21 protein-coding genes are annotated in these 23,986 nt (G+C 66.7%); 11 read left to right on the forward strand and 10 right to left on the reverse strand.

Features of this window, described 5'->3' with window-relative positions; translation table 11 throughout:
• Positions 1-72: 72 nt before the first annotated feature.
• From CMV14_RS12400 to CMV14_RS12425, 6 genes are all read right to left on the reverse strand, one after another.
• A complete protein-coding gene (locus CMV14_RS12400; RefSeq protein WP_066959222.1) occupies positions 73-612 on the reverse strand; it encodes a GNAT family N-acetyltransferase in 540 nt (179 codons plus the stop codon).
• Positions 597-2,480, reverse strand: coding sequence for a signal peptide peptidase SppA (gene sppA, locus CMV14_RS12405; protein ID WP_066959224.1), 1,884 nt, complete (start codon positions 2,478-2,480; stop codon positions 597-599). Before sppA ends, CMV14_RS12400 begins: the two co-directional genes overlap by 16 nt.
• Positions 2,481-2,836: 356 nt before the next feature.
• Positions 2,837-3,664, reverse strand: coding sequence for a transglutaminase family protein (locus CMV14_RS12410; RefSeq protein ID WP_066959226.1), 828 nt, complete (start codon positions 3,662-3,664; stop codon positions 2,837-2,839).
• A gap of 9 nt (positions 3,665-3,673) precedes the next feature.
• Complete coding sequence (locus CMV14_RS12415; protein ID WP_066959227.1) at positions 3,674-4,609, reverse strand: alpha-E domain-containing protein; 936 nt, start codon at positions 4,607-4,609, stop codon at positions 3,674-3,676.
• Positions 4,609-6,069, reverse strand: a complete 1,461-nt coding sequence (locus tag CMV14_RS12420; protein WP_066959228.1) for a circularly permuted type 2 ATP-grasp protein — start codon at positions 6,067-6,069, stop codon at positions 4,609-4,611. Before CMV14_RS12420 ends, CMV14_RS12415 begins: the two co-directional genes overlap by 1 nt.
• A 150-nt stretch (positions 6,070-6,219) precedes the next feature.
• Positions 6,220-8,187, reverse strand: a complete 1,968-nt coding sequence (locus CMV14_RS12425; RefSeq protein ID WP_066959229.1) for a lytic transglycosylase domain-containing protein — start codon at positions 8,185-8,187, stop codon at positions 6,220-6,222.
• Between the two features lie 130 nt (positions 8,188-8,317).
• Between CMV14_RS12425 and dapA the strand changes: the two genes are divergently transcribed.
• The 8 genes from dapA to CMV14_RS12465 all read left to right on the forward strand — a co-directional run bounded on the left by dapA (position 8,318) and on the right by CMV14_RS12465 (position 17,647).
• Positions 8,318-9,193, forward strand: coding sequence for a 4-hydroxy-tetrahydrodipicolinate synthase (gene dapA / locus CMV14_RS12430; protein WP_066959230.1), 876 nt, complete (start codon positions 8,318-8,320; stop codon positions 9,191-9,193).
• 161 nt (positions 9,194-9,354) lie between these two features.
• Positions 9,355-9,837, forward strand: coding sequence for an SsrA-binding protein SmpB (smpB, locus tag CMV14_RS12435; protein ID WP_066959231.1), 483 nt, complete (start codon positions 9,355-9,357; stop codon positions 9,835-9,837).
• Positions 9,838-9,843: 6 nt separating this feature from the next.
• Positions 9,844-10,425 (forward strand): DUF2062 domain-containing protein, encoded by a 582-nt coding sequence (locus tag CMV14_RS12440; RefSeq protein WP_066959232.1) that lies wholly within the window; start codon positions 9,844-9,846, stop codon positions 10,423-10,425.
• Between the two features lie 58 nt (positions 10,426-10,483).
• The gene (locus CMV14_RS12445) at positions 10,484-12,511 is read left to right on the forward strand and encodes a M13 family metallopeptidase (RefSeq protein ID WP_066959233.1); all 2,028 of its coding nucleotides are present in this window, start codon (positions 10,484-10,486) and stop codon (positions 12,509-12,511) included.
• A gap of 177 nt (positions 12,512-12,688) precedes the next feature.
• Positions 12,689-15,106, forward strand: coding sequence for a hybrid sensor histidine kinase/response regulator (locus CMV14_RS12450; protein WP_066959236.1), 2,418 nt, complete (start codon positions 12,689-12,691; stop codon positions 15,104-15,106).
• A gap of 350 nt (positions 15,107-15,456) precedes the next feature.
• On the forward strand, positions 15,457-16,527 hold the full coding sequence (gene recA, locus CMV14_RS12455; RefSeq protein ID WP_066959237.1) for a recombinase RecA: 1,071 nt from the start codon (positions 15,457-15,459) through the stop codon (positions 16,525-16,527).
• A 99-nt stretch (positions 16,528-16,626) separates the two neighbouring features.
• Positions 16,627-16,983 carry a VOC family protein gene (locus CMV14_RS12460; protein WP_066959238.1) on the forward strand — a complete coding sequence of 119 codons (357 nt, stop codon included), beginning with the start codon at positions 16,627-16,629 and terminating at the stop codon, positions 16,981-16,983.
• Positions 16,984-17,020: 37 nt separating this feature from the next.
• Entirely contained in the window at positions 17,021-17,647 is a 627-nt protein-coding gene (locus tag CMV14_RS12465) for a glutathione S-transferase family protein (RefSeq protein WP_066959239.1), read from the forward strand.
• Between the two features lie 14 nt (positions 17,648-17,661).
• On the opposite strand, the gene CMV14_RS12470 is transcribed toward CMV14_RS12465, so the two are convergent.
• Positions 17,662-18,021 (reverse strand): c-type cytochrome, encoded by a 360-nt coding sequence (locus tag CMV14_RS12470; protein ID WP_066959240.1) that lies wholly within the window; start codon positions 18,019-18,021, stop codon positions 17,662-17,664.
• A 112-nt stretch (positions 18,022-18,133) separates the two neighbouring features.
• Between CMV14_RS12470 and alaS the strand changes: the two genes are divergently transcribed.
• Entirely contained in the window at positions 18,134-20,788 is a 2,655-nt protein-coding gene (gene alaS, locus CMV14_RS12475) for an alanine--tRNA ligase (RefSeq protein ID WP_066959241.1), read from the forward strand.
• A 14-nt stretch (positions 20,789-20,802) separates the two neighbouring features.
• Here the strand turns inward: alaS and CMV14_RS12480 are convergent, their stop codons facing one another.
• Both CMV14_RS12480 and CMV14_RS12485 read right to left on the reverse strand, forming a co-directional pair.
• A complete protein-coding gene (locus CMV14_RS12480) occupies positions 20,803-20,997 on the reverse strand; it encodes a hypothetical protein (protein WP_139114666.1) in 195 nt (64 codons plus the stop codon).
• 70 nt (positions 20,998-21,067) lie between these two features.
• Entirely contained in the window at positions 21,068-21,970 is a 903-nt protein-coding gene (locus CMV14_RS12485) for a dimethylarginine dimethylaminohydrolase family protein (protein ID WP_066959244.1), read from the reverse strand.
• Positions 21,971-22,052: 82 nt separating this feature from the next.
• Between CMV14_RS12485 and CMV14_RS12490 the strand changes: the two genes are divergently transcribed.
• Complete coding sequence (locus CMV14_RS12490; RefSeq protein ID WP_066959246.1) at positions 22,053-23,024, forward strand: methyltransferase; 972 nt, start codon at positions 22,053-22,055, stop codon at positions 23,022-23,024.
• Between the two features lie 15 nt (positions 23,025-23,039).
• Positions 23,040-23,624, forward strand: a complete 585-nt coding sequence (locus CMV14_RS12495; protein ID WP_066959248.1) for a ClpP family protease — start codon at positions 23,040-23,042, stop codon at positions 23,622-23,624.
• A gap of 97 nt (positions 23,625-23,721) precedes the next feature.
• Here CMV14_RS12495 and CMV14_RS26465 read toward each other — a convergent pair whose 3' ends face one another.
• Positions 23,722-23,937 carry a hypothetical protein gene (locus tag CMV14_RS26465; RefSeq protein ID WP_139114667.1) on the reverse strand — a complete coding sequence of 72 codons (216 nt, stop codon included), beginning with the start codon at positions 23,935-23,937 and terminating at the stop codon, positions 23,722-23,724.
• Positions 23,938-23,986: the final 49 nt, after the last annotated feature.

A 23,986-nucleotide genomic window follows, 5' to 3' on the forward strand; every position in this document is an offset into this window, starting at 1 on the left:
AGCGGCTCTTTCGCCACCCGTCCCAAAAACGCTTGCGGCCCCGGCTCCGCCGGGGCGACGCTGCAGGCGGCTTCACATGAATGGCCGCGTCTCCTCCGGTCGCGCCGGGCGCGTCCCCAGTTCCAGCTGATAGATGCCGACGTCATGCCATCCTCCCTGCTTGTAGCCGACGCGGGACAGGATCCCGCAACGGACGAAGCCGAACGCCTCGTGCAGCGCCACGCTGGCGAGGTTGGGCAGGGTGATCTTGCCGATCGCGGTCTGGAAGCCCTGTGCCGCCAGGCTGGCGATCAGCACGCTGTAGAGCGTCTGGCCGACACCCTGCCGATGCCGGTCGGGCGCGACATAGACGGTGGTTTCGGCGGCCCAGCGATAGGCGGGGCGCTCGTAGAGCTTTCCGGCATAGGCATAGCCCGCGATCCGGCCCTCCTGTTCGGCGACCAGAAACGGATAGCGCGGCAGGACATGGCCGATCCGCGCCGCGATCTCGGCGGCATCCGGCGGCGTCAGCTCGAAGGTGACGACGCTGCGTTCGACATAATGGGCATAGATGCCGGCGATCGCTCCGGCGTCGCCGACAGTGGCGGAACGGACGCTTAAGGTCGCGCCCATGCCAGCAGGTTGCGGGCCGCGGCCGCGTCGCTGGGGCGAGGCGGGGTGCCCGCCACCGCGCATTCGAGGCAGAGGGCCTGGATCGACGGGCCGGTCAACACGCGTTGCGCCTGGCCGAGCGCCGCCAGGACCGCCGCGTCGTTCCGCACCGCTGCCGCGCCCCAGGGGCCGCGCGCGGTGGCGCCCGCCACACCCTCCTCGTCCGGGCCGAACAGGGTCTGGAGCGCCTGCTTCCACTGGGCGGGCTGCTTCTCGATATAGAGCGGGCGCACCTTGGCGGGATCGAGCTTGGCGAGCCTGGCCGCCGCCGCCACCGCGTCGTCGACCGTGCCGAAGCCGTCGACCAGTCCGATCTGCCGGGCGCTTGTCCCGGCCCATACGCGCCCTTCCGCGATCGTCCGCACCCGTTCGATCGGCAGCTTGCGCGATTGTGCGACCAGTCCGGTGAAGCGCTGGTAGATATCCTCGATCGATCCCTGCATCAGCGCGTCGAATTGCGGCGATGTCCCGCGCAGCACATCGGGTTCGCCCGACAGCGCCGTGGTCTTCACACCGTCGGCCGACAAGCCCAGCTTGGCCAGCGAGCCCTCGAAGGTCGGCAGGATGCCGAACACGCCGATAGATCCGGTGATCGTCGCCGGATCGGCGATGATGCGATCGGCCGGGGTCGCTATCCAGTAGCCGCCGCTGGCGGCAAGCCCGCCCATCGAGACCACCACCGGCAGGCCCATCTCCTTGGCGGCGAGGATCGCCGAGCGGATCTTCTCGCCCGCCGTCACCGATCCGCCCGGCGAATCGATCCGCACGACCAGCGCCTTGATCCGCCTGCGCGCCAGTTCGTCGAGCAGCAGGTTGAAGATGGTGGTGCCCCCGGCCGTGCCCGGAGGCGCCTCGCCGTCGACAATCTCGCCGGCCACCGTCAGCACGCCGATCGCGCTGCCGCCCGACTTTTCGGGATGGGCGGCGGCCCAGCGGTCGAGCGGGATGGTCTTGAAGCCGTTGAGGCCGTTGCCGCTGTCTTCGCCCGCGATCGCCGCCACCCGCGAGTTGAACGCGTTACGGTCGCCGAGCCGGTCGACCAGCGCGGCGTCGAGCGCAGCCTGCGACATGCGGCCCTTGGCGGCCGCCATAAAGACGGTCGGGCGGGCGGCATAGGCCGCCAGCTTCGCCTTAGGCCGGGCGGCGCCGACATCGCCGAGCCATGTGGACCACAGCGCATTGGCCAGCGCCTGGTTTGCTTCGCGCGCCTCGGGCGACTGGTCGGATCGCATATAGGGCTCTACCGCCGACTTGAAGGCGCCGACCCGATAGATTTTCGCGGTGATGCCGAGCTTGTCCATCAGCCCCTTGTAATACAGCCGCGAGCCGCCCGGCCCCGCGAGGATCACGCCGCCCAGCGGGTTCAGCCAGATCTCGGTCGCGTGCGCGGCCAGGCGATAGGCGTCGTCGCTATAGCCGGTGGCATAGGCGAAGATCGGCTTGCCGGCGGCGCGCGCCTTGTCGAGCGCCTTGCCAGCCGCCGCCAGCGTGGCCGGCTCGCCGCCGACGAAGGCGTCGAGGTCGAGCACGATCGCCTTGACCTCGTTCGATCCGGCCGCCGTCTGCAGGGAGCGCTCGACATCGCGCAGCCGGGTCTCGCGGGCGAACTGGCGGGTGCCGGCGAACAGCGCGAAGGGATCGGCCTCGGCGGGCTGCTCGACCAGCGTGCCCGACAGGTCGATCACCAGCGCGCCGGCGGTCGGCACCGTCGGATTGGGCTTGATCGACAGCGCCGCGAACAGCAGCCCGAAGAACAGCAGCATCGCGATCAGGACAAGCGCGTCCTTGATGCCCACCAGCAACGCCCAGAGGCCCCGCAACAATTTCATGACAGATCCGGATTCCCGCTCGATATCAGTCGTGAATAGGCCGCTAGCGGATAGCCGTCCATGGCTCCGTACACTCCAACGCCGTCATTCCCCGAAAGTGGGACCTTGGGAAAGAGTCGCCAGCCCCCAACACTCGTCATCCTCGCGGAAGCGGGGATCCATAACCCCTTCCGCCAAGAGGTTCGAGCTTCAGAGAATATGGATTCCCGCCTTCGGCATGTAGCCGAAGTTTATCCTGAGCGCCTGCCTTGCAGGCAGTCGAAGGGCGGGAGTGACGGGTTGGGAGTGACGGGGTTAATTCAAAGGTCCCGCGCGAGCGGAATGATGGTGAAGCGGGGCCAAGAGGAGGCACGCCCTCAGCTCTGCAACTGCCCCTGCGACAGGCTCACGTCGACGCCGATGTTGAGCACCTCGTGCCCGCCGCCGACCCTCGCGCCCGAGATCGGCGCGGCGTCGCGGAAGTCCAGGCCCTTGGCGACGCGGACATAGCGGTCGCTGGGGCACATGTCGTTGGCGGGATCGAAGCCGATCCAGCTGAAGCCGGGCACGTCGATCTCCGCCCAGAAATGCGGCGCCTGGCGATGGCCGTGGCCGGGATCGTCGCGATAGATATAGCCGGTGACGAAGCGGGCGGCGAAGCCCGCCGCGCGGGCCGCGGCGATCAGCACATGCGCCATGTCCATGCTGCAGCCCCGGCCGGCCGCGATCACCTCGCTGACCGGGCGGACCTCGGTGCTGCGCTCCTCCGTGCAGCGGATCATCGCATGGACGGCGCTGTTGATGGCATGGACCCGGCTCAGTTCGTCGCCGGACGCGCGATCATGCTCGGCGGCGAGCGCCAGCAGGCTTTCCTCGGGCGTGGTCAACTCGGTGGTGCGGGTGAACACCATGGGCGGCAAGGTCTCGATCGCGCCGGAAACGACCCCGGCGCGGTCCTCGGTCAGCACCTCGCCGGTGACGCGCAGGCCGATCCGTTCGACTGGCCCGGCGAGGTACAGCATCGAGGTGACGTTGCCGAAGCCGTCGGTGGCGTGCTTGAGCCGCGCGTCGCAATCGACGTCGATCCGCCAGTGGACGACATTCTGGCCGATATGGCTGGCGGGCGTCAGCCGCAGTAGCTGCACGACCCGCGCCTGCGGCTCGGTGTAGCGATATTCGGTCTGGTGGTGGATCAGGAGTCGCATGAGGGGACCTCAGCCGAACCGGAATTGCTGCCCTATCGCATGATGGATGCGCGTGTTCTCGTGGATGAACGCGGTCAGCCATTCATGCAAACCCTGGGCGAAGATCGCGTCGATCGTGGTGCGTTCGAGCGCGTTGTGGCGGACGCGGGCGAGCCGGTCGGCCTCGCCCTGCAGGCCGGTGCGCTTGCCGATGGCATTGAGGTGCGCCACGACCTCCTCCGAAGACGCGACCAGCGAGCGCGGCAGTTCGGGCTTCAGGCACAGCAGTTCGGCGACCAGCCAGGGTTTCAGCCCCTCGCTGTACAGCCAGCGATAGGCGGTGACCGCCGAGACGGTGTGGAGGATGGTTGTCCACTGGTCGCGGTCGATCAGCCCGCCGACCTTTTCGCCCTCTGGCAGCAGCAGATGATATTTGACGTCGATCAGCCGCGCGGTGTTGTCGGAGCGCTCCATCGCCGCGCCGAGGCCGATGAAGCTGTAGGCTTCGTTGCGCAGCATCCGGTGCAGCGCCCCCTCGAAGCCGCGCGTCTCGGCGCGGATATGCTCGACCAGGCTCAACGTCGTCTGGCTGCCACCGGTCGAGGCGCGGCCGCGCAGGAACAGCCACGCACGGTTGATCGCCTCCCAGGCGTCGCGGCTCAGCGCGGTGCGCACCGATTTGGCATTGCTGCGCGCGGCATCGAGACAGGAGCGGATCGAGTTGGGATTGTCCGCCGACAGCGTCAGGTAGCGGCTGATCGCGAGCGGCGATCGGGTCTCGCCGGTCAGGCCGAAATCATAGTCGGCGGCGGCGACCAGCAGCGCGCTATCCCAGGCGCCCTGGCCGGCGGGGCGGGCGGAGAGCGCGTCGAGGCGGATCGTCGCCTCGATCAGCCGGGCGGTGAACTCGGCCCGCTCGACATAGCGGCCGATCCAGTAGAGCGAACTGGCGGTGCGGGAGAGCATCAGGCGGCGCTCCCCGTGGCATCGGCCGCATCGTCGGCCAGGATCAGGCTGTCCTTGGTGCCGCCGCCCTGGCTGCTGTTCACCACCAGCGATCCCTCGCGCAGCGCGACCCGGGTCAGGCCGCCCGGCGTGATGGTGACGCCCTTGGCGCCCGACAGCACGAACGGCCGGAAATCGACATGGCGTGGCGCCACGCCTTTCTCTGTCAGCGTCGGTACGGTCGACAGGGCGAGGGTGGGCTGCGCGATATAGCGGTGCGGCTCGGCGACCAGCGCGGCGCGGAACTCCTCGATCTGCCCCTTGCTCGCGGTCGGGCCGACCAGCATGCCGTAGCCGCCCGACCCATCGACCAGCTTCACCACCAGCTTGTCGAGATTGTCGAGCGTATATTGCAGTGCGCTGGCCTCGCGGCAGCGATAGGTCTCGACATTGGGCAGCTTGGCGTCGCTGCCCGCATAATATTTCACGATCTCGGGCATATAGCTGTAGATCGCCTTGTCGTCGGCGATGCCGGTGCCCGGCGCGTTCACCAGCGCGACATTACCCGCCATATAGGCCGCGATGATGCCGGGAACGCCCAGCAGAGAATCGGGCTTGAACACCAGCGGGTCGAGATAGTCGTCGTCGATGCGGCGATAGATGACGTCGACCTGCACGCGCCCCTCGATCGTCCGCATCCACACCTTGTCGTCGTCGACCTCCAGATCGGCCGCCTCGACCAGTTCGATCCCCATCGAATCGGCCAGGAAGCTGTGCTCGTAGAAGGCCGAGTTGAAATGGCCGGGGGTCAGCAGCACGCAGGTCGCCCCGGTCCCCTGGCGCCGTGGCGATACCGACTGCAGCGTCTCCAGCAGCGCGTCCGGATAGCTGTCGATCGGAGCGACCTTGAACTGCTCGAACAGCTCGGGGCAGAGCCGCAGCATCGCCTCGCGATTCTCCAGCATGTAGGAGACGCCGGACGGCGTGCGGGCATTGTCCTCGAGCACCCAGAAATCGTCGGGGCCGGTGCGGACGAGATCGATGCCGCAGATATGCGCGAACACGCCGTGCGGGGGCTTCGCGCCCGCCAGCATCGGCCGGAACTGCGGGTTGGAGAGGATCAGTTCCTCGGGGACGATCTTGTCGGCCAATATCTTGCGGGGGCCATATATGTCGGCAAGGAAGGCGTTGATCGCCTCGACCCGCTGCACCAGCCCTTCGGAGAGATTGGCCCATTCGCGCGCGGTGAAGACGCGGGGGACGATGTCGAACGGGATGATCCGCTCGGCGGATTCCTCCTCGCCATAGACGGCAAAGGTTATGCCCAGTTGGCGAAAGGCGGTTTCGGCGGCCTTCTGGCGCCGGTCGAGCTCGGCGGGCGGGGTGGTCTCCATCCATTCGCGCAAGCGTGCGAACTCGGGCCTTCCCGCCGGGTCTCCCGGCTTGCCCCGGATTTCGTCGAAAGCGGCTGCCCCTGCCATATGCCTCCATTATCTGTCTGGTCGACGCGATGGATGGTGCAACGCTTCGCTGCGCTGCACAAGAGGCTTTGCGAGACCCATGCCGATATTCGGTGTCGGAACGCCCCCCGGGCTGCAACGTCCCGGCATCGCCAGCGTTCCGTATCGGGCTCAGCCCGGCTTCACCTTGCCCAGATAGGTCGACAGCCGGTTGCGGGTCAGCCCGCGCGCGCGCGCCGGATTGAGCAGGTCGTAGACGACCGCATTCTCCAGCACCTTCTGCACATAGCCGCGCGTCTCGGCGAAGGGGATCGCCTCGATCCAGTCGACCACGTCGACGCCGGGCAGGCGGGGGTCGCCATTGGCCTTCAGGAACTTGTTCACATTGCCCGGCCCGGCATTGTAGCTGGCGATGGCGAGCACATAATTGCCGCCATAATAGTTCAGCATCCGGTCGAAGAAGGCCGATCCGATCATCACATTATAGTCGATCTCGGCCAGCTTCAGCGGATCATAGGGCAGGCCCATGCGCCCGGCCTGCTCCTTTGCGGTGGCGGGCATCAGCTGCATCAGCCCGCGCGCGCCGACGCGGCTCGTCGCCTGCCGGTCGAACTGGCTCTCCTGGCGGCTGATCGCGTGGATCAGCGTCCAGTGCTCCTTCATCGCCGGGGGCACCGGCACCTCGGGAAAGCCGATGCGCAGCGGGTCGGGCGTGCCGCTGGTCCGCGCGGCGCGCGACACCATCACCCCCAGGTCGGGCCGGTCGACCGATCGGGCCAGCTCGCCCGCCAGGATATGGTCGCTGTCGGTGCGGGCATTGGCGGCGATCAGGCGGACGAAGGCGGTCTGGTCCTGCCATGGCCCTGTGCGGCCCAGCAGCCGCACGGCGCGGACGACCTCGCTCGCCTCGAAGGATGCCCGCTCCTCGGCGGTCACCGCCGATCGCTGCGGCTCGGGCGGAAGCGCCAGGTCGCGGCCTAGCCGTTCGGCGGCGAGCTGGCCATAATATTGGTCGATATGTGGCGCCGCCTGGCCGAGATAGCTCTTCGCCCAGTCGGGCTTGCCGCCACGTTCGGCGGCGCGGCCGGCCCAGTACCAGCCCTTGGTCTGGGTGCCCGGGGTCTGCGCCGCGCGGGCATAGCGGTCGAACATGATGACCGCATCGTCATAGCGGCCCAGCTTCTCCAGCGCGACGGTGCCGGCCAGCCACATCAGGCTGGTATAGTCGTCGCGTTCGGCGAACGGGCGGTCGCGGATGCGGGTGCCGGGCGGAAAGGCCTGCTCGGCATGCTTGGCGATCGCCAGCGCCAGATCATATTGCGCGTCGGCGTTGGCGGCCTGGGCGAAGCTCAGCAGATTGTCCAGGAACCAGGCGGTATCGAACGGCGGGCTGGCCAGGTTGCGCGACTTGCCCAGCCAGATGCGCGCGCCCATGCTGTCGGCCTTGTCGCGCAGATAGCGGGCACGCTCGATCATGATGCCGGGATCGCGGTTCACCGCATCGCCGGCCGCCAGGAACCTGGCCTCCGCATCCGGATCCTTGCGCAGCAGGGCGAGCCGTGCCGCATAGAGCGGGCGCTTGGCCGGCGTGACATTCTCGATCTGGCGGGCGGCCGGGGTGGTGGCCCGGTCCAGCAGCAGGCGTTCCATCCGCCTGTCGTGATCGGCGCGGGTCATGCTCGCCCCGAAACGTGCCGTCAGCCGGGCCTCGTCGTCGGCGATCAGGCCCTTGGTCACCCAGGCCGCGGCGGCGTTGTTCCGCGCCTCGGCAAGCCGGCCGGTCGCCTGCAGCGCCTCGGCATAGCGGGTCTGGCCGGCGGCGGTGAGCGGGGGGAAGCGGGTGAAGAAGGTCACCACCAGCTTGGTGTCGAAGCGGTTCGGGTCGATCCGTCGCTCGGCGGCGCGGCGCATCGCCTGCTCGCCGGGCCAGCCCGGATGCGCGATCAGGAAGGCCGCATAATCCTGGAATGGGAGCGAATCGGTCTGCTGCAGCCGCCGCCATTCGTTGATCGCGCCCTGCAGCACATCGTCGCGCCACGCCGGGGCGCCGGGCGCGGGCGCGCGGTTCAGCCCGCTGGGGGCCGGCAGCTCCGGCGCCATGGTCGCGGCGATCGCCGCCGTGGAGACCAGCGCCGCCATGCCTGTAAAAAGACGGCGGGAGCGACTGGACAGGGGAGGGTGCCCGAACCTATTGGGCGCTTTCGTTGCTCGGACACGGTTCATGACGCCATTATGGCGTGCCCGTGGCCCGAGGTGAAGGGAGAGCGTGATGTTCAGTGGGTCGATACCAGCCCTGGTGACGCCGTTTCGCGACGGGGCGTTCGACGAGAAACTGTTCCGCGCCTTCGTCGACTGGCAGATCGACGAGGGATCGAGCGCGCTTGTCCCCTGCGGCACGACCGGCGAATCCGCGACGATGTCGATCGAGGAGCACAACCACGTCGTCAAGGTCTGCATCGAGCAGGCCCGGGGGCGGGTGCCGGTGATCGCCGGTTGCGGATCGAACGATACCGCCGTCGCGCTGGAGCATATGAAGTCCGCGCAGAAGGCCGGCGCCGATGCCGCGCTGGTGGTGCTGCCCTATTATAACCGGCCGAACCAGGACGGGCTGCTGCTGCATTATCGCCATCTGGCCGAGAATTGCAGCCTGCCGATCATCGTCTACAATGTGCCCGCGCGCACCGTCACCGATATCCAGCCCGAGACGCTGGGCCAGCTGGCCGCGATCAAGACGATCGTCGGCATCAAGGACGCCAGCGGCAAGGTCGAGCGGGTCTCGGCGCAGCGCCAGCATTGCGGCCCCGATTTCTGCCAGCTGTCGGGCAATGACGATATGGCGCTGGGCTTCATGGCGATGGGGGGGCGCGGCTGCATCTCGGTGACCGCGAACGTCCTGCCCGGCCTGTGCGCGCAGTTCCAGAAGGCCTGCCTCGAAGGCCGGTGGAATGACGCGCTGGCGCTGCAGGACAGGCTGTTCCCGCTCCATGCCGCGCTGTTTACCGATGCCTCGCCAGGCCCGGTCAAATATGCGCTGACCCGCACCTACAGGGATTTCCCGGACGAACTCCGCATGCCGATGACCTGGCCTTCCGAAGCGAGCCGTGCCGCGGTCGATGCGGCGCTCGCCCATGCGGGGGCGATCTAGTTTTCTCCCCTCCCTGATCGGGGAGGGGCAGGGGGTGGGTTGCGAGCGCCAGCGAGCACACTACCTTCTTTTCGATAGAGCAACGATAACGGCGTCGAGCCGTTCTCGTCGCTTGCCCACCCCTTTCCCTCCCGCATGCGGGAGGGGTGATGTAGAGTTTTATGGCCCGTCCGCGTCCCGCCGAGTTCGACAAGAAGAAGATCGTCGCCGAGAACCGGCGCGCGCGCTTCGACTATTTCCTCGAGCAGTTCTTCGAGGCCGGCATCGCGCTGACCGGGACCGAGGTGAAGTCGCTGCGCTTCGGCGAGGGATCGATTGCCGAAAGCTATGCCGAGGTGAAGGACGATCAGGTCTGGCTGGTCAACTCGAACGTGCCCGAGTTCAGCCATGGCAACCGCTTCAACCATGAGCCGAAGCGCCCCCGCAAGCTGCTGCTGCATTCCCGCGAGATCGACAAGATGCGCAATGCGGTCTCGCGGGAGGGGATGACGCTGATCCCGCTGTCGATCTATTTCAACGGTCGTGGCCGGGCGAAGGTTGAACTGGCGCTGGCCAAGGGCAAGAAGCTCCACGACAAGCGCGAGACCGAGAAGGCGCGCGACTGGAAGCGCGAACAGCAGCGCCTGCTGCGCGAGCGGGGCTGAACGCGGATGTTCCACACGATCGGCCGATGGTGGCGCAAGAACGCACCGACCCGCGAGCAGCTGGAGGAGGTGCGGTGGCTGCGCCCCTTCGCCCATCGCGTGCTGGAACCGTCACTGTGGCGCTTCACCCGCCGTTCGGTGCCGCGCGGCGTGGCGCTGGGGCTGATCGTCGGCATCTTCCTGATGATCCCGGGCCTCCAGATCATCGGCGCGGCGCTGCTGGCCTTGCCCTGCCGGGCCAATGTGCCGATCGCGGTGGCGATGACCTTCCTCAGCAATCCGGCGACGACCCCCTTCCTCCTCTATCTCTCGATCATCGTCGGCAATCGCTTCATCCATTCCACCGCCGATGTCAGCACCGTCGCGGTGATGATCGAGCATGGCGCCAGCCTTGCCGAATGGGCGGGCTGGCTGATGTCATCGGCGGCTCCGGCGCTGGTGATGGGGCTGTTCGTGATATCGGTGATCAGCGCCTCGGTCGGCTATCTGCTGTCGAGCTGCAGCTGGCGTGCCTGGATATCGCACAAATGGAAATTGCGGGAACGCCATCGGGCCGAGGGTGAGGCGGAAGAAGAACTCCGGGGTTGATACTGACAAGGATGATGGTAAGCCCACCGTCATAGTCAGATCATACACCGAGGTTTCGATGAATAAATTCCTGATCGCGCTGGCGGCGGGCACCATGCTTGTGCCGGCCGCGAACGGCTCTGCCGTTGCCGCCACCGCCAGGCCCGCCGCAAAGCCCACCTATGGCAGCTTCGGCTTCGATACGGCGGGCATGGACCGCGCCGTCAAGCCCGGCGACGATTTCTACGGATATGCCAATGGCCAATGGGCGAAGACGACGGCGATCCCGGCGGATCGCTCCAATTTCGGCATGTTCACCGTGCTCGACGAGCTGTCGATGTCGCGCAGCCACGACCTTCTCGAAAAGGCGAAGCCCGGCACGCGGATCGGCGATTTCTACGCCAGCTTCATGGACGAGAAGGCGGTCGACGCCGCCGGCATCGCTCCGCTGACGCCCACCCTGAAGTCGATCGAGGCGCTGGCGGACAAAAGCGCGGTGGCGGGCAAGATGGGCGCGCTGCTGCGCGACGGCATGGTCACGCCCTTCGTCATCTATGTCGATCAGGACGACAAGGATCCGGAGAATTATATCCCGATCATGCGCCAGCGCGGGCTCGGCATGCCCGACCGCGACTATTATCTGAAGACCGATGCCGAGATCGCCAGGACCCGCGCCGGCTATCAGGCCTATCTCGCTCAGCTCCTCACCCTGGCGGGCGAAGCGCAGGCCGAGCAGCGTGCGGCGCAGGTGCTGGCCTTCGAGACCGAACTGGCCAAGGTGCAGTGGACGCGCGTCGATTCGCGCGACAGCAGCAAGACCTACAACAAATGGGCGCGCGCGGATTTCGCGAAGAACGCCCCCGGCTTCGATTGGGATGCCTATTTCAAGGCCGCCGGCCTCGACCATCAGGATCGCTTCCTTGTCGGCCAGCCCACCGCCTTCGCCGGCATGGCCCGCGCGATCGAGGCGGCGCCGCTCGGCGTGCTCAAGGATTATCTGCTGGTCGCGGCGATCAACACGCAGGCGCCCTATCTGTCCAAGGCCTTCGTCGATGCCGAGTTCGCGTTCAATCAGACCATCCTGTCCGGCACCCCGCAGAACAGCGAGCGGTGGAAGCGCGGCGTCACCCTGGTCAAGAATCTGGTCGGTGAGGATCTCGGCCAGGAATATGTGAAGCTCTGGTTCACCCCGGAGACCAAGGCTGCTGCCGACGATCTGGTGCGCAACATCATCGCCGCGATGGGCAAGCGGATCGACGGCCTCAGCTGGATGGCGCCCGAGACCAAGGTGAAGGCGCGCGCCAAGCTGGCCGCCTTCATGCCCAAGATCGGCTATCCGTCGAAATGGCGGGATTATTCGGGGCTGGGGATCAAGCGCGGCGATCTGCTCGGCAATGTGATGCGCGCCAACGCCTTCGACTGGCAGCGCAACCTGAACAAGCTCGGCAAGCCGATCGACCGGACCGAGTGGCAGATGACGCCGATGGAGATCAACGCCTACGCCAATTTCAGCATGAACGAGATCGTCTTCCCCGCGGCGATCCTGCAGCCGCCCTTCTTCGATCCGCATGCCGATCCGGCGGTGAACTATGGCGGCATCGGCGCGGTGATCGGCCATGAGATCAGCCATCATTTCGACGATCAGGGTGCGAAATACGACATGCACGGCCGCCTGGCCGACTGGTGGACACCCGAAGACGTCAAGAATTTCGGTGTGCTGACCAACCAGATCGTCAAACAGTATGACGCCTATGAGCCGCTGCCCGGCATGCATGTCCAGGGCGCGCTGACCCAGGGCGAGAACATCGCCGATCTGGCGGGCCTCACCGTTGCCTATGAGGCCTATCAGATGGCGTTGAACGGCAGGAAGGCGCCGGTGATCGACGGCTTCACGGGGGACCAGCGCTTCTATCTGGGCTGGGCCCAGGTCTGGCGCCGCAACTATCGCGAGGCGAACCTGCGCCAGCGGCTGCTCACCGATCCCCACTCGCCCTCGGTCCAGCGCGCCTGGGTGGTCCGCAACCTCGATCCCTTCTACCCGGCCTATGACGTCAAGGCGGGGGAGAAGATGTACCTGTCGCCCGCCGAGCGGATAAGGATCTGGTGAGAGAGTAGGGGGAGGCGCTGCTCTCCCCCGTCGCCCCGGCGGAGGCCGGGGCCGCAAGAGGGTGATGCGCGCCTTTGCCGCTTGCGGCCCCGGCCTCCGCCGGGGCGACGAAAGAGGATAGGTGGGAAGGCCATCCCCATCTTGACGCCACGCCGCCACCGGGGGGAGAAGCGGACCATGGCCACGCTCTTCCCCTCGGCTCCGATGACCGCCAGCTCGGGGCGCATCGTGCTCAACATATTGCTTGGCGTGCTCATGCTCGTCGCCTCGGTCGGCATGGCCGGGATGATCTGGGGAGCGACCGACAATCTGCTCGTCGCCGGGCTGTTCATGCTCGCCTTCTGCCTTGGCATCGGCATGATCCTGCTGGTCGCGATGATCCGCGCGCAGATCCATGTCCGGCCGATGCGGCAGGTCGACATCAGCCTGGTGCTCGGCACGATCGAGGATTCGGACACCGGCATCGCCATCACCGGGCCGGGCGGCGACCTGGTCTGCGCCAACCGCCAGTTCGAAAGCTGGTTCGGCGGCCTGCCGACCCCGCCGGGCCTGCCGCTCGACAGCGAGGCGCGGAGGCAGCTTGCCGCCGCCGCCGTGGCCGCACGGCGCGACGGGCGGGCGGAGATCGACAAGCTGGAAAGTGACCGGGGGCTGATCGACGTGGTCGTGCGCCGCGCTGGCCATCTCGACGGCCATCTCGTCTGGCGTTTCCGTCGGTCCAGCCAGTTCGACAGCTTCAGCGACATCATGCGGCTGCTGGGCAGCGATATCGGACGCCGGCTCGGTAGCGCCGGGGTGATGACCGCATTGGTCGACGGCAATGGCATCGGCATCGTCGCCAACCGGGTGTTTCTCCAGCGCGCCCTGGGTTCGCCGGAAGCGCCTCCCTCCGGTTGGTCCTTCGCCGAATTGCTGCGCAGCGACGGGGATGCGATCCGCCTCGCCGCCGATCCCGCCACCGCCGATCCGGTGCGCCTGATCCAGGTGCCGCTCGACGATCATGGCCGGGTGCGCGCGACCCTGTTCCTGCTGGTCGACGAAACGCCGGGCACACGCGAGGCGCGCGCGGTCGCGACCGGCGATCTCCACGCGCTGCTCGGCATGCTGCCGCTCGGGCTGGCCGTCGCCGAGCGCGACGGGCGGGTGCTGTTCATGAACTCGCCCTTCCGCCGCGCGGCCGGCATCGCCCCCGATGCGGCGATCGTCTATCCGAGCGATCTCGTCGTCGAGGAGGACAAGGCGGCGGTGTCGGACGCGGTACGGCGCTTCTCGGCGGGGCGCGGTTCGGCCAGCGACCTGTCGGTGCGATTGAAGGCGCGGCCCGAGGAAAATGTCGCGCTCACCATCGCGGCGGCCAAGGGGCTCGGCAAGGCGTCGGTGCTGCTCAGCCTGAAGGACAATAGCGAGGAATCGAAGCTCAAGCGGCAGGTCGCCCAGGCGATGAAGATGCAGGCGGTCGGCCAGCTCGCCGGTGGCGTCGCGCACGACTTCAACAACATCCTTACCGCGATCATCGGCCATTGCGACCTGATGACCATGCGCCACATCCCCGGCGACAGCGACTATGACGACATCCAGCAGATCAAGCACAACTCCAACCGCGCGGCGGCGCTGACCCGCCAGCTGCTCGCCTTCTCGCGCCAGCAGACCCTGCGCCCGCAGATCCTCCAGCTGCCCGACATCATCTCGGAGATCACCAACCTGCTGAAGCGGCTGCTGGGCGAGACCGTGCGCCTGGAGGTTAGCCATGGCCGCAACCTCGGGACCGTCCGCGCCGATCCGGGCCAGCTCGAACAGGTGATCGTCAATCTCGCGGTCAACGCGCGTGATGCGATGCCCGACGGCGGCACCTTGACGATCCAGACCTACGGCCTCAGCCAGGCCGATGTCCGCAAGCTCGGCATCGAGATCATGCCGGTCACCGAATATACCGCGATGAAGGTGACCGACACCGGCACCGGCATCCCCAGCGAAAATCTCAACAAGATATTCGAGCCCTTCTTCACCACCAAGGAAGTGGGCAAGGGCACCGGCCTCGGCCTCTCGACCGTCTACGGCATCGTCAAGCAGACCGGCGGCTTCATCTTCGCCGAGAGCGAAGTGGGGCAGGGGACCAGCTTCGTCATCTATCTGCCGGTCCACGAGGCGCCGGCATCGGCTCCGGTCGCGCGGCTGCCGGTCAAGGAATCGAGCCCGGAACTGTGGGGCACAGGCACCATCCTGCTGGTCGAGGACGAGGCGATGGTGCGCGCCGTCGCTGAGCGGGCACTGGCGCGGCAGGGCTACAAGATCCTCACCGCCACCAATGGCGAGGAAGGGCTGGAGGTGCTGGAGAATGCCGAGGAACCGATCGACCTCGTCATCTCCGACGTGGTGATGCCGACGATGGACGGCCCCTCCATGGCCCGCGCCGCACGCGAGAAGCGGCCCGGCCTGCCGATCATCTTCATGTCGGGCTATGCCGAGGAGCAGCTGCGCCGGTCGATCGACCTCGACAATATCGGCTTCCTGCCCAAGCCCTTCTCGGTCCAGCAGATCGGCCAGGCTGCGCGCGAGGCGCTGGCCGGGCACGTGCAGGGCGAGGCGGTGGAATAGGGCGCGGCAGGCGGAGGCTCCCAACCCCCGGCCCCCTTTCCATCGTCGTCCCCACGCAGGCGGGGATCCATATACTCCGAACCGCAAGAGGCTCGGGCTGGCCTTCGGTCACGATTTGTTCTATATGCCAACCGCTGTGGATGCCTTTCCTCACCCATGAGCCCTTACGGAACCGGAAAATAAAAAAAACGACCACACAACCCCATGCACCCGGAATTACTGCGATCCATTCGCATCTGGCGTAGGAGAACAAAGGGTGATTTTCACCTCTTGTTCTCATGGAACATTCCATGTACACAACTTCCAGTTTGAAGGTTCGGGCCGCCCGATCTACGGAGGGAGTGACGCATATGTCGGCACAATTGAAGCTCATCGCCGAAAGGGAAGCAGTGAACACGGACAGGCAGAAAGCCCTCGATGCCGCGCTGGCGCAGATCGACCGCGCCTTCGGCAAGGGCTCGGCGATGAAGCTCGGCAGCCGCGAGGCGATGCAGGTGGAGGCGGTGTCGACCGGCTCGCTCGGCCTCGATATCGCGCTCGGCATCGGCGGCCTGCCCAAGGGCCGCATCGTCGAGATCTTCGGTCCGGAAAGCTCGGGCAAGACCACGCTGGCGCTCCATGCGATCGCCGAGGCACAGAAGGCGGGCGGCACCGCAGCCTTCATCGATGCCGAGCATGCGCTCGACCCGGTCTATGCCAAGAAGCTGGGCGTCGACATCGACGAGCTGATCGTCTCGCAGCCCGATACGGGCGAGCAGGCGCTGGAGATCGCCGACACGCTGGTTCGCTCGAACGCGATCGACGTGCTGGTGATTGATTCGGTCGCGGCCCTGGTCCCCCGGGCCGAGATCGAGGGTGAGATGGGCGACAGCCATGTCGGCCTTCAGGCCCGTCTGATGAGCCAGGCGCTGCGGAAGATCACCGGCTCGATCAGCCGGTCCAAGTGCCTCGTCATCTTCATCAACCAGATCCGCATGAAGATCGGCGTGATGTACGGCTCGCCCGAGACGACCACGGGCGGCAACGCACTCAAATTCTACGCCTCGGTCCGTCTCGACATCCGCCGCACCGGCGCGATCAAGGACCGCGACGAGGTGGTCGGCAACGCGACCCGGGTGAAGGTGGTCAAGAACAAGGTCGCTCCGCCGTTCAAGCAGGTCGAGTTCGACATCATGTATGGCGAGGGTGTGTCCAAGGTCGGCGAGCTGATCGACCTCGGCGTCAAGGCCGGCTTCGTCGAGAAGTCGGGTGCCTGGTTCAGCTATGATTCGATCCGCATCGGCCAGGGCCGCGAGAACGCCAAGACCTATCTGCGCGAGAATCCCGAGCTCGCGGCGAAGCTGGAAGCCGCGATCCGCGGCAAGTCCGACGATGTCGGCGACGCGATGATGGCCGGCCCGTCCGAGGACGACGATCTCTGAGGCAGGGAATACACCCGTTCGTGTCGAGCGCAGTCGAGACACGTTGACGCGCGCTAACGTCCCTCGACTGCGCTCGGGACGAACGGAGAGAAAAGGACGATGCCCGCACGTCTCAATTATGTCGAACTGCCGGTCGGCGACACCGCCGGCAGCAAGGCGTTCTTCGAAGCGGCCTTCGGATGGTCGCTGACCGGCTTCGGTCCCGATTATGCCGCGACGACGGGCGCGGGGGCGGGCGGCACCGCCGATATCGGCCTCAACGGCCATCTCGAGGACGCCACCGCCTGTCCGCTCGCGGTGATCGAGACCGACGATCTCGAAGCCACGCTCGCTTCGGTCGAGAAGGCGGGCGGCATCGTCACCCGGCCGATCTTCGCCTTCCCCGGCGGCCGCCGCTTCCACTTCCGCGAGCCTTCGGGTAACGAATTGGCGGTCTACGTGAACGAGGCGGACTGACGGGCGGGGTCCGCGCCTCGCAGACGGGGAGCCTGCCTTGGCCATTATCGTCCATCATCTCGAAAACTCCCGCTCGCAGCGCATCCTCTGGATGCTCGAGGAACTCGGCCTCCCCTATGAGGTGAAGCGCTACGCGCGCGACAAAAAGACCATGCTCGCCCCACCCGAGCTCAAGGCGGTCCATCCGCTCGGCAAGTCGCCGATCCTCGAACATGACGGCCGCATCATCGCCGAGACCGCGACGATCCTCGAATATCTGGTCGCCGTCTCCCACGGCAGGCTCGGGCCGCCCGAGGATGCCGCTGGCGCGCTGCGCTGGCGCTATTTCCTCGACTATGCCGAGGGATCGCTGATGCCGCCGCTGCTGCTGTCGCTGGTGATCGGCAAGATGGGCCCGTTCGGATGGCCTGCGAGGGGCTTCGTCACCAGATTCGCGATGACCCATGTCGACTATGTCGAAAGCGAGCTCAGCCAGCGCCCCTGGTTCGCCGGTGCCGAGTTCAGCGCCGCCGACATCATCATGAGCTTTCCGCTCGAAGCCGCCCGCCAGCGCCTCAGGCTCGACGGCAAACGCCCGACCATCACCGACTGGCTCGACCGCATCCACGCAAGGCCCGCTTACCAGGCCGCGCTGGAGAAGGGCGGGCCCTACGCCTATGCCTGAAGCCGCCGGCCTCGTCAGCGCGCCTTGGCGGGCTTGGGTCCGATATGCTTCAGATAGGCGATGAAGCGCTCGATATCCTCGGGCTTCCACGGGTCGGAGGGCATGTCGGGATGCCCCACGGTGATCCCTTCGGCGAGCGCCTCGTCCAGGGTTTCCACCGGATAGCCATAGCCCAGCGAACGGAAGGGCGGAGCCGCGGCGAGGGGGCTCTTGCCGGTCTTCTCGGTGGCGTGGCAGGCCCCACAGCGCTTCACCGCCAGCTTATGCCCTTCCCGTACCAGCCGGTCGGCTCGGGCCGGGGCCGATGCAAGCAGGGCGATGGCCAGCAGACCGAGTAGGGGGGCCATATATCGGTGCGAACGGATGCCAGTCATGCCGTGTTTATTCGCACGAGCGGCCACATGCAGTAAACCTTGGATGCCCGAATATGCCGCCGTGGCCGCGTACCCGCTTGAGAAGCGGCCCCTGCTCGCCTAAGTCGCACCCATGACCTCGACGAACGATATCCGCCGCTCCTTCCTCGATCATTTCGCGAAGGAAGGCCATGCGCCGGTTGCCTCGGCGCCGCTGGTGCCGCACAACGATCCGACCCTGATGTTCGTCAATGCGGGCATGGTGCCATTCAAGAACGTCTTCACCGGGCTGGAGACGCGGCCCTATTCGACCGCTGCCTCGTCGCAGAAGTGCGTGCGCGCCGGCGGCAAGCACAATGATCTCGACAATGTCGGCTATACCGCCCGGCACCACACCTTCTTCGAGATGCTCGGCAACTTCTCGTTCGGCGACTATTTCAAGGAACGGGCGATCACGCTGGCGTGGAGCCTGCTGACCGGCACCTGGGGCATTCCCCAGGACAAGCTGACCGTCACCGTCTACCACACCGATGACGAGGCGTTCGATCTCTGGAAGAAGATCGGCATGCCCGAAAGCCGGATCATCCGCATCCCGACCTCGGACAATTTCTGGTCGATGGGCGATACCGGCCCCTGCGGCCCCTGTTCCGAAATCTTCTACGACCATGGCGACCATATCTACGGCGGCCCTCCCGGCAGCGCGGAGGAGGACGGCGACCGCTTTGTCGAGATCTGGAACCTCGTCTTCATGCAATATGAGCAGGTCGACAAGGAGACCCGGATCGACCTGCCCAAGCCCTCGATCGACACCGGCATGGGGCTGGAACGGATCGCCGCCGTGTTGCAGGGCGTCCACGACAATTACGACACCGACACCTTCAAGGCGCTGATCGCAGCCTCGGGCGAGCTGACGAAGACGGCGACCGACGGCGCCAACAAGGCCTCGCACCGCGTGATTGCCGATCATCTGCGCGCATCGGGTTTCCTCGTCGCCGACGGCGTGCTGCCGGCAAACGAGGGGCGCGGCTATGTGCTGCGCCGGATCATGCGCCGCGCAATGCGCCACGCCCATCTGCTGGGTGCAGCCGAGCCGCTGATGCATCGCCTAGTGCCCAGCCTCGTCGCCGAGATGGGCGCCGCCTATCCCGATCTGGTTCGCGCGCAGCCGCTGATCGAGGAGACGCTGAAGCTGGAGGAGACCCGCTTCCGTCAGACCCTCGCCAACGGTCTCCGCCTGCTCGACGAGGCGACCGGCAGCATGAACAAGGGCGACGTGCTGCCCGGTGCGGTCGCGTTCAAGCTCTACGATACCTTCGGCTTTCCCTATGACCTGACCGAGGATGCGCTCCGCGCGCAGGATCTGGGCGTCGACCGTGCCGGCTTCGATGCCGCGATGGCCGAGCAGAAGGCCGCCGCGCGCGCCGCCTGGAAGGGATCGGGCGAGAAGGCGTCGGACGAGGTGTGGTTCGACATCGCCGAGGAATATGGCTCTACCGAGTTCACCGGCTATGTCAGCGAGCAAGGCGAGGGCCAGCTGCTCGCCATCGTCAGGGACGGCAAGCGCGTAGATACCGCCGCCGCCGGGGATGAGGTGGTGCTCGTCACCAACCAGACTCCCTTCTACGGCGAGAGCGGCGGCCAGATGGGCGACGCGGGCACGATCACCGGCGACAATGGCCTGGAGATCGCGGTCGAGGATACCGCCAAGCCGCTCGGCCGGCTCCACGCGCATCGTGGCAAGGTGGTGAGCGGGTCGGTGAAGATCGGCGATGCGCTGCACCTGACGGTCGACGGCGACCGCCGCAGCCGCATCCGCGCCAACCATTCGGCGACCCACCTGCTGCATGCCGCGCTGCGCAACCGTCTTGGCGGCCACGTCACCCAGAAGGGCAGCCTCGTCGCGGCCGACCGCTTCCGCTTCGATTTCTCGCACCCCAAGGCGCTGACCCCTGAGGACATCGCCGCGATCGAGGCCGAGGTGAACCGCCACATCCGCGAGAATGACGCGGTCACCACCCGGCTGATGACCCCCGACGATGCGATCGCGGCCGGCGCGATGGCACTGTTCGGCGAGAAATATGGCGAGGAGGTCCGCGTCCTGTCGATGGGGCGCGGGGACGAGAAGAGCTATTCGGTAGAGCTGTGCGGCGGCACCCATGTCTCGGCGCTTGGCGACATTGCCCTGCTCAAGATTGTCTCGGAAAGCGCCGTCTCCAGCGGCGTGCGCCGGATCGAGGCACTGACCGGCGAGGCCGCCCGGCTGTGGCTCGTCCATCGCGACGACCAGCTCAAGGCCGCCGCCGCCGCGCTCAAGACCTCGCCCGACGACGTCCCCGCGCGCATCGCCGCGCTGGTCGACGAGCGCCGCAAGCTCGAGCGTGAGCTGGCCGAGGCGAAGAAGGCGCTGGCGCTGGGCGGCGGGGCGGCCAAGGTCGATGCGGCGGGCCCGGAGCATGTCGCCGGGGTGAAGTTCCTGCCCCAGGTCGTCGAGGGGCTCGATCCCAAGGGGCTGCGCGGGTTGGTCGATGAGGCCAAGGCGTCGCTTGGATCAGGCGTGTCGGTGATCGTCGCGGTCAACGAGGGACGCGCCAGCGTCGCGGCGGGCGTCACCGCCGACCTCACGGATCGGATCAGCGCGGTCGACCTGGTCAAGGCCGCGGTGGCGGCGCTGGGCGGGCAGGGCGGCGGTGGCCGCCCCGACATGGCGCAGGGCGGCGGTCCCGATGGCGACAAGGCCGCCGATGCGGTGGCCTCGGTGCGCGACATGCTGGCCAAGGTTCCGGCCTGACAATCGCCTGAAGCTCAGTACTGGAAGCTGGCCTGCCGGGTGCGGATACGCGTCCGGACAAGCCGGCATTTCGCTTCGAACCTGCGGAATCCCGCCTGACGGCGCGGCGCCCGGCGTCCGGCACCGACAATGAGGCGCAGCGCGACGAACAGGAACAGGCCGACCGCGAGGGCAAGCGTCGTGGTGAACGGATAATGCAACACAGCCACAGGAATACTCCCCTGCAAGCCCCTTGATGCCTCTTATGCCGATTCGCCGCGATTCGCGCGGTGATCACCGTCACATGGCGCGTGCGAGCGGCATGGTCAGGCAGTGGATGCCGCCACCACAGCGGGTGAACTGGTCGATATCGACCGCCTCGACATCGAATCCGCGGCCACGCAGCACGCCGTTGATCCGGTCGTTCGCCGCGGACGAGATGATCCTGCGCTGGCCCAGCGACAGAATATTGCAGCCCAGCCGACGCGATTCAGCCGGCTCGACCGCGATCAGCTCTATTCCCTGCTCCTCGATCTGCCGGACGAAGGCCGGATCGAGCAACTCGATACAGGCGAGCGCCACGCCTTCGTCCACCATGCAGAATTGGGTATCGAGATGCAGGAGTTCGGGATCGAAAGCGTAGGTAATAACGTCCCAGCGCTGTCCCCGGAAGATTTCGGCCAGCGCCTCCGCCCCGGTCCAGTCCGTCCGTTCGCCCGACCATCCGATGACCACCAGTCCGGATCGCACGATTGCAATGTCGCCGCCCTCGATCCGGCCCTGACGCACATAGGCGGCCGGCGGCGCACCGAGCCCGCGTGCGAAATCGAACGCGCGGTCGGCCTCCTCGCGGCGATGCGGCGTCGCGGGGCGAAGCTTAATCAGGCCCCAGGGCGAGGTCAGCAACGCGTCCCGCGTGAAGCACATGTCGGGCAGGGCGGGATCGGGCGGCAGGAGATGGCAGCGGACATTGTGGCGCTCGAGAGCGGCCTGGAGCGCGCGGTGCTGTGCGGTGGCGCGATCCACGGACAGGGTGAAACCGTCTGCCAGGCTCTGCCGGGTGACTGCGCAACAAGGCACCGGGGCGAGATAGGAGGGTCGGCAGAGCATCACGTCGGTCAGTCGGTCGGTTTCGCTGGTAACGGCAAATCGCCGGGTCGGCGCGAGAGGGCGCGCGCCCAGTCCGAGGAAATCGAGCTTCATGCCGATAAAAGCGCGCCAGCTTATCTTTGGTTCCTAAGTGGCTGGTTAGAAACCATAATAGCCGATCGGCGTTGTGCGCCATATGGCCAGCTTGTCCCCGTCCCCTTCTACTCCGGGGCCCGATCCGTACGATGAGGATGCCCTGTTCCTGTTGCTGGAGCTTCTCTCCGCACGGGGCTATAGTTTCGTGACGCCGACCCCGGCGACCCATGCCCGCGTCCTATATCGCCTGCCTTCACAAGCGCGCGATATCCGCGATGTGCTGGGCTGGAGCCTGCCGTTTACGGATGGTCTGCTCGACAGCGCCCTCTTGGAGATTCTCGAAAAGGCAGGCGCGTTGGAACAGCTCCCCGACGGCCGTCGCCGCAGCCGCTATCGGATTTCGTCACTCGGTGGTGATCTCTATCTTCATTCCGCCTACCCGACACTGGCCGAGGATTCGGTGTTCTTCGGGCCGGACAGCTATCGCTTCGCCGATCTGATCGCGCGTGAATTGCGCAGCGAGCCGGTTCCTGCGGGCGGGCATGTCGTCGATATCGGCGCCGGCGCCGGGGTAGGCGCCATCACGGCCGCGCATCTGTCCGACGATGCCAGGGTGACGATGACCGACATCAACCCGGTGGCGCTTCGCCTTGCGGCGATCAACGCCCGTGCCGCCGGGGTGAGTGCGACCTTCGTTCAAGCTGCCGACCTGGCAAGGGTCGCCGTACCGATCGACGTCGCGCTCGCCAATCCGCCCTATATCGTCGACTCCGCCGGACGGGATTATCGGGACGGCGGGGGGATGTATGGCGGGCAGGTCGCGCTCGACATGACCCGCGAGGCGCTGGGCAGGCTCGCGAGGGGCGGGCGGATGATCCTCTATACGGGAAGTGCCATCGTCAGGGGCGAGGATCGGCTTCGGGCCGCGCTGTCCGAGGTGGCCGTCCGGGCCGGCTGTCACATGGACTATCGGGAGATTGATCCGGACATATTCGGCGAGGAGCTTGACGCGCCGGCCTATCGCGACGTCGAGCGGATCGCCGTGGTCGGCGCGGTCTTTCATCACATCTAGACGAGGAGAAACGGGATGGCATCGGTGCCGATGCTCACGGCGCACGACTTCAAGGACCCCGCGATATTGCTATCCGGGGAGGTCGATTATGACATGTACAATGATTTCCGGACCAAGCTGGAGCGGGCGCTGTCCGAGCGGGCCGGTGGAACCGTCCTTACCATCGAGCTGTCGACCTTGGGCGGAGATCCCGAAGTCGCCCGGATGATGGGCGAAGACATCCGCTTCCACAGCGATCTGGAGCCGTCGCGGCGGATCGTGCTGCTGGGCAAGGCAGCGCTCTATTCGGCCGGCACGACGTTCATGAGCTTCTTCGCCCGCGACAACCGCTACCTCACCCGCGGCACCAGGCTGATGGTCCATGAGCGCAACCTATCGAAGACGCTTGAGATCAATGGGCCACTGACGAGTTGCATCGCAGCGGTGGAGGCCACCCTCAACGAGATCAGAAGCTCGATCGCCATCCAGAATGAAGGGTTCGAAAACCTGATCCGGGGCAGTCATGTATCGATGGAAGAGGTGCTGAAGCGCGCGCCTGGCAACTGGTATATTGAAGCCGAGGAGGCGGTATCGCTGGGGCTGGTCGCCGCCGTCATCTAGCCATGTCATGCCGCTTCGGCAGAAGCGTGAGAGTGCCTTCGTGACGGTCGCCCGGAAGCTGGCCGCCACCGCAGCCAGCGCCCGGGCCCGGGCCGTCCTATCGCGTTACCGGATCGCGCGGTTCGACCTGGCTATCGTCGGGCGCAGCACCCGGGGTGGAACTGATCGGGTCGCGGTCCACCGGTTCGGCGAGGGCGGTGTTCCCCACCTTCTCCTCGCTGCTGTTGGGTCCGGCCTGGTCTCCGCGCATGTTGCAGCCGGCCAGTACCAGTCCCGCGGCGATCAGGGCCGTGGCGGTAGGGCAAGAACCCATATATTGATCTCCATCCTGTCATGACGTGAAACCGGAATGCCGCGCGACC

Origin of the sequence: Rhizorhabdus dicambivorans (genome assembly GCF_002355275.1) — a bacterium.
GTDB classification, from domain to species: domain Bacteria; phylum Pseudomonadota; class Alphaproteobacteria; order Sphingomonadales; family Sphingomonadaceae; genus Rhizorhabdus; species Rhizorhabdus dicambivorans.

Bases quoted from the DNA above. Each gene is read 5' to 3' on its own strand.
- CMV14_RS12440 (WP_066959232.1), top strand. From the start codon at position 9,844: ATGTTCCACACGATCGGCCGATGGTGGCGCAAGAACGCACCGACCCGC.
- sppA (WP_066959224.1), bottom strand. From the start codon at position 2,480: ATGAAATTGTTGCGGGGCCTCTGGGCGTTGCTGGTGGGCATCAAGGAC.
- CMV14_RS12460 (WP_066959238.1), top strand. From the start codon at position 16,627: ATGCCCGCACGTCTCAATTATGTCGAACTGCCGGTCGGCGACACCGCC.
- CMV14_RS12400 (WP_066959222.1), bottom strand. From the start codon at position 612: ATGGGCGCGACCTTAAGCGTCCGTTCCGCCACTGTCGGCGACGCCGGA.
- CMV14_RS12495 (WP_066959248.1), top strand. From the start codon at position 23,040: ATGGCATCGGTGCCGATGCTCACGGCGCACGACTTCAAGGACCCCGCG.
- CMV14_RS12450 (WP_066959236.1), top strand. From the start codon at position 12,689: ATGGCCACGCTCTTCCCCTCGGCTCCGATGACCGCCAGCTCGGGGCGC.
- CMV14_RS12420 (WP_066959228.1), bottom strand. From the start codon at position 6,069: ATGGCAGGGGCAGCCGCTTTCGACGAAATCCGGGGCAAGCCGGGAGAC.
- CMV14_RS26465 (WP_139114667.1), bottom strand. From the start codon at position 23,937: ATGGGTTCTTGCCCTACCGCCACGGCCCTGATCGCCGCGGGACTGGTA.
- CMV14_RS12415 (WP_066959227.1), bottom strand. From the start codon at position 4,609: ATGCTCTCCCGCACCGCCAGTTCGCTCTACTGGATCGGCCGCTATGTC.
- CMV14_RS12445 (WP_066959233.1), top strand. From the start codon at position 10,484: ATGAATAAATTCCTGATCGCGCTGGCGGCGGGCACCATGCTTGTGCCG.
- CMV14_RS12410 (WP_066959226.1), bottom strand. From the start codon at position 3,664: ATGCGACTCCTGATCCACCACCAGACCGAATATCGCTACACCGAGCCG.
- alaS (WP_066959241.1), top strand. From the start codon at position 18,134: ATGACCTCGACGAACGATATCCGCCGCTCCTTCCTCGATCATTTCGCG.
- recA (WP_066959237.1), top strand. From the start codon at position 15,457: ATGTCGGCACAATTGAAGCTCATCGCCGAAAGGGAAGCAGTGAACACG.
- CMV14_RS12470 (WP_066959240.1), bottom strand. From the start codon at position 18,021: ATGACTGGCATCCGTTCGCACCGATATATGGCCCCCCTACTCGGTCTG.
- CMV14_RS12490 (WP_066959246.1), top strand. From the start codon at position 22,053: ATGGCCAGCTTGTCCCCGTCCCCTTCTACTCCGGGGCCCGATCCGTAC.
- CMV14_RS12485 (WP_066959244.1), bottom strand. From the start codon at position 21,970: ATGAAGCTCGATTTCCTCGGACTGGGCGCGCGCCCTCTCGCGCCGACC.
- smpB (WP_066959231.1), top strand. From the start codon at position 9,355: ATGGCCCGTCCGCGTCCCGCCGAGTTCGACAAGAAGAAGATCGTCGCC.
- dapA (WP_066959230.1), top strand. From the start codon at position 8,318: ATGTTCAGTGGGTCGATACCAGCCCTGGTGACGCCGTTTCGCGACGGG.
- CMV14_RS12425 (WP_066959229.1), bottom strand. From the start codon at position 8,187: ATGGCGGCGCTGGTCTCCACGGCGGCGATCGCCGCGACCATGGCGCCG.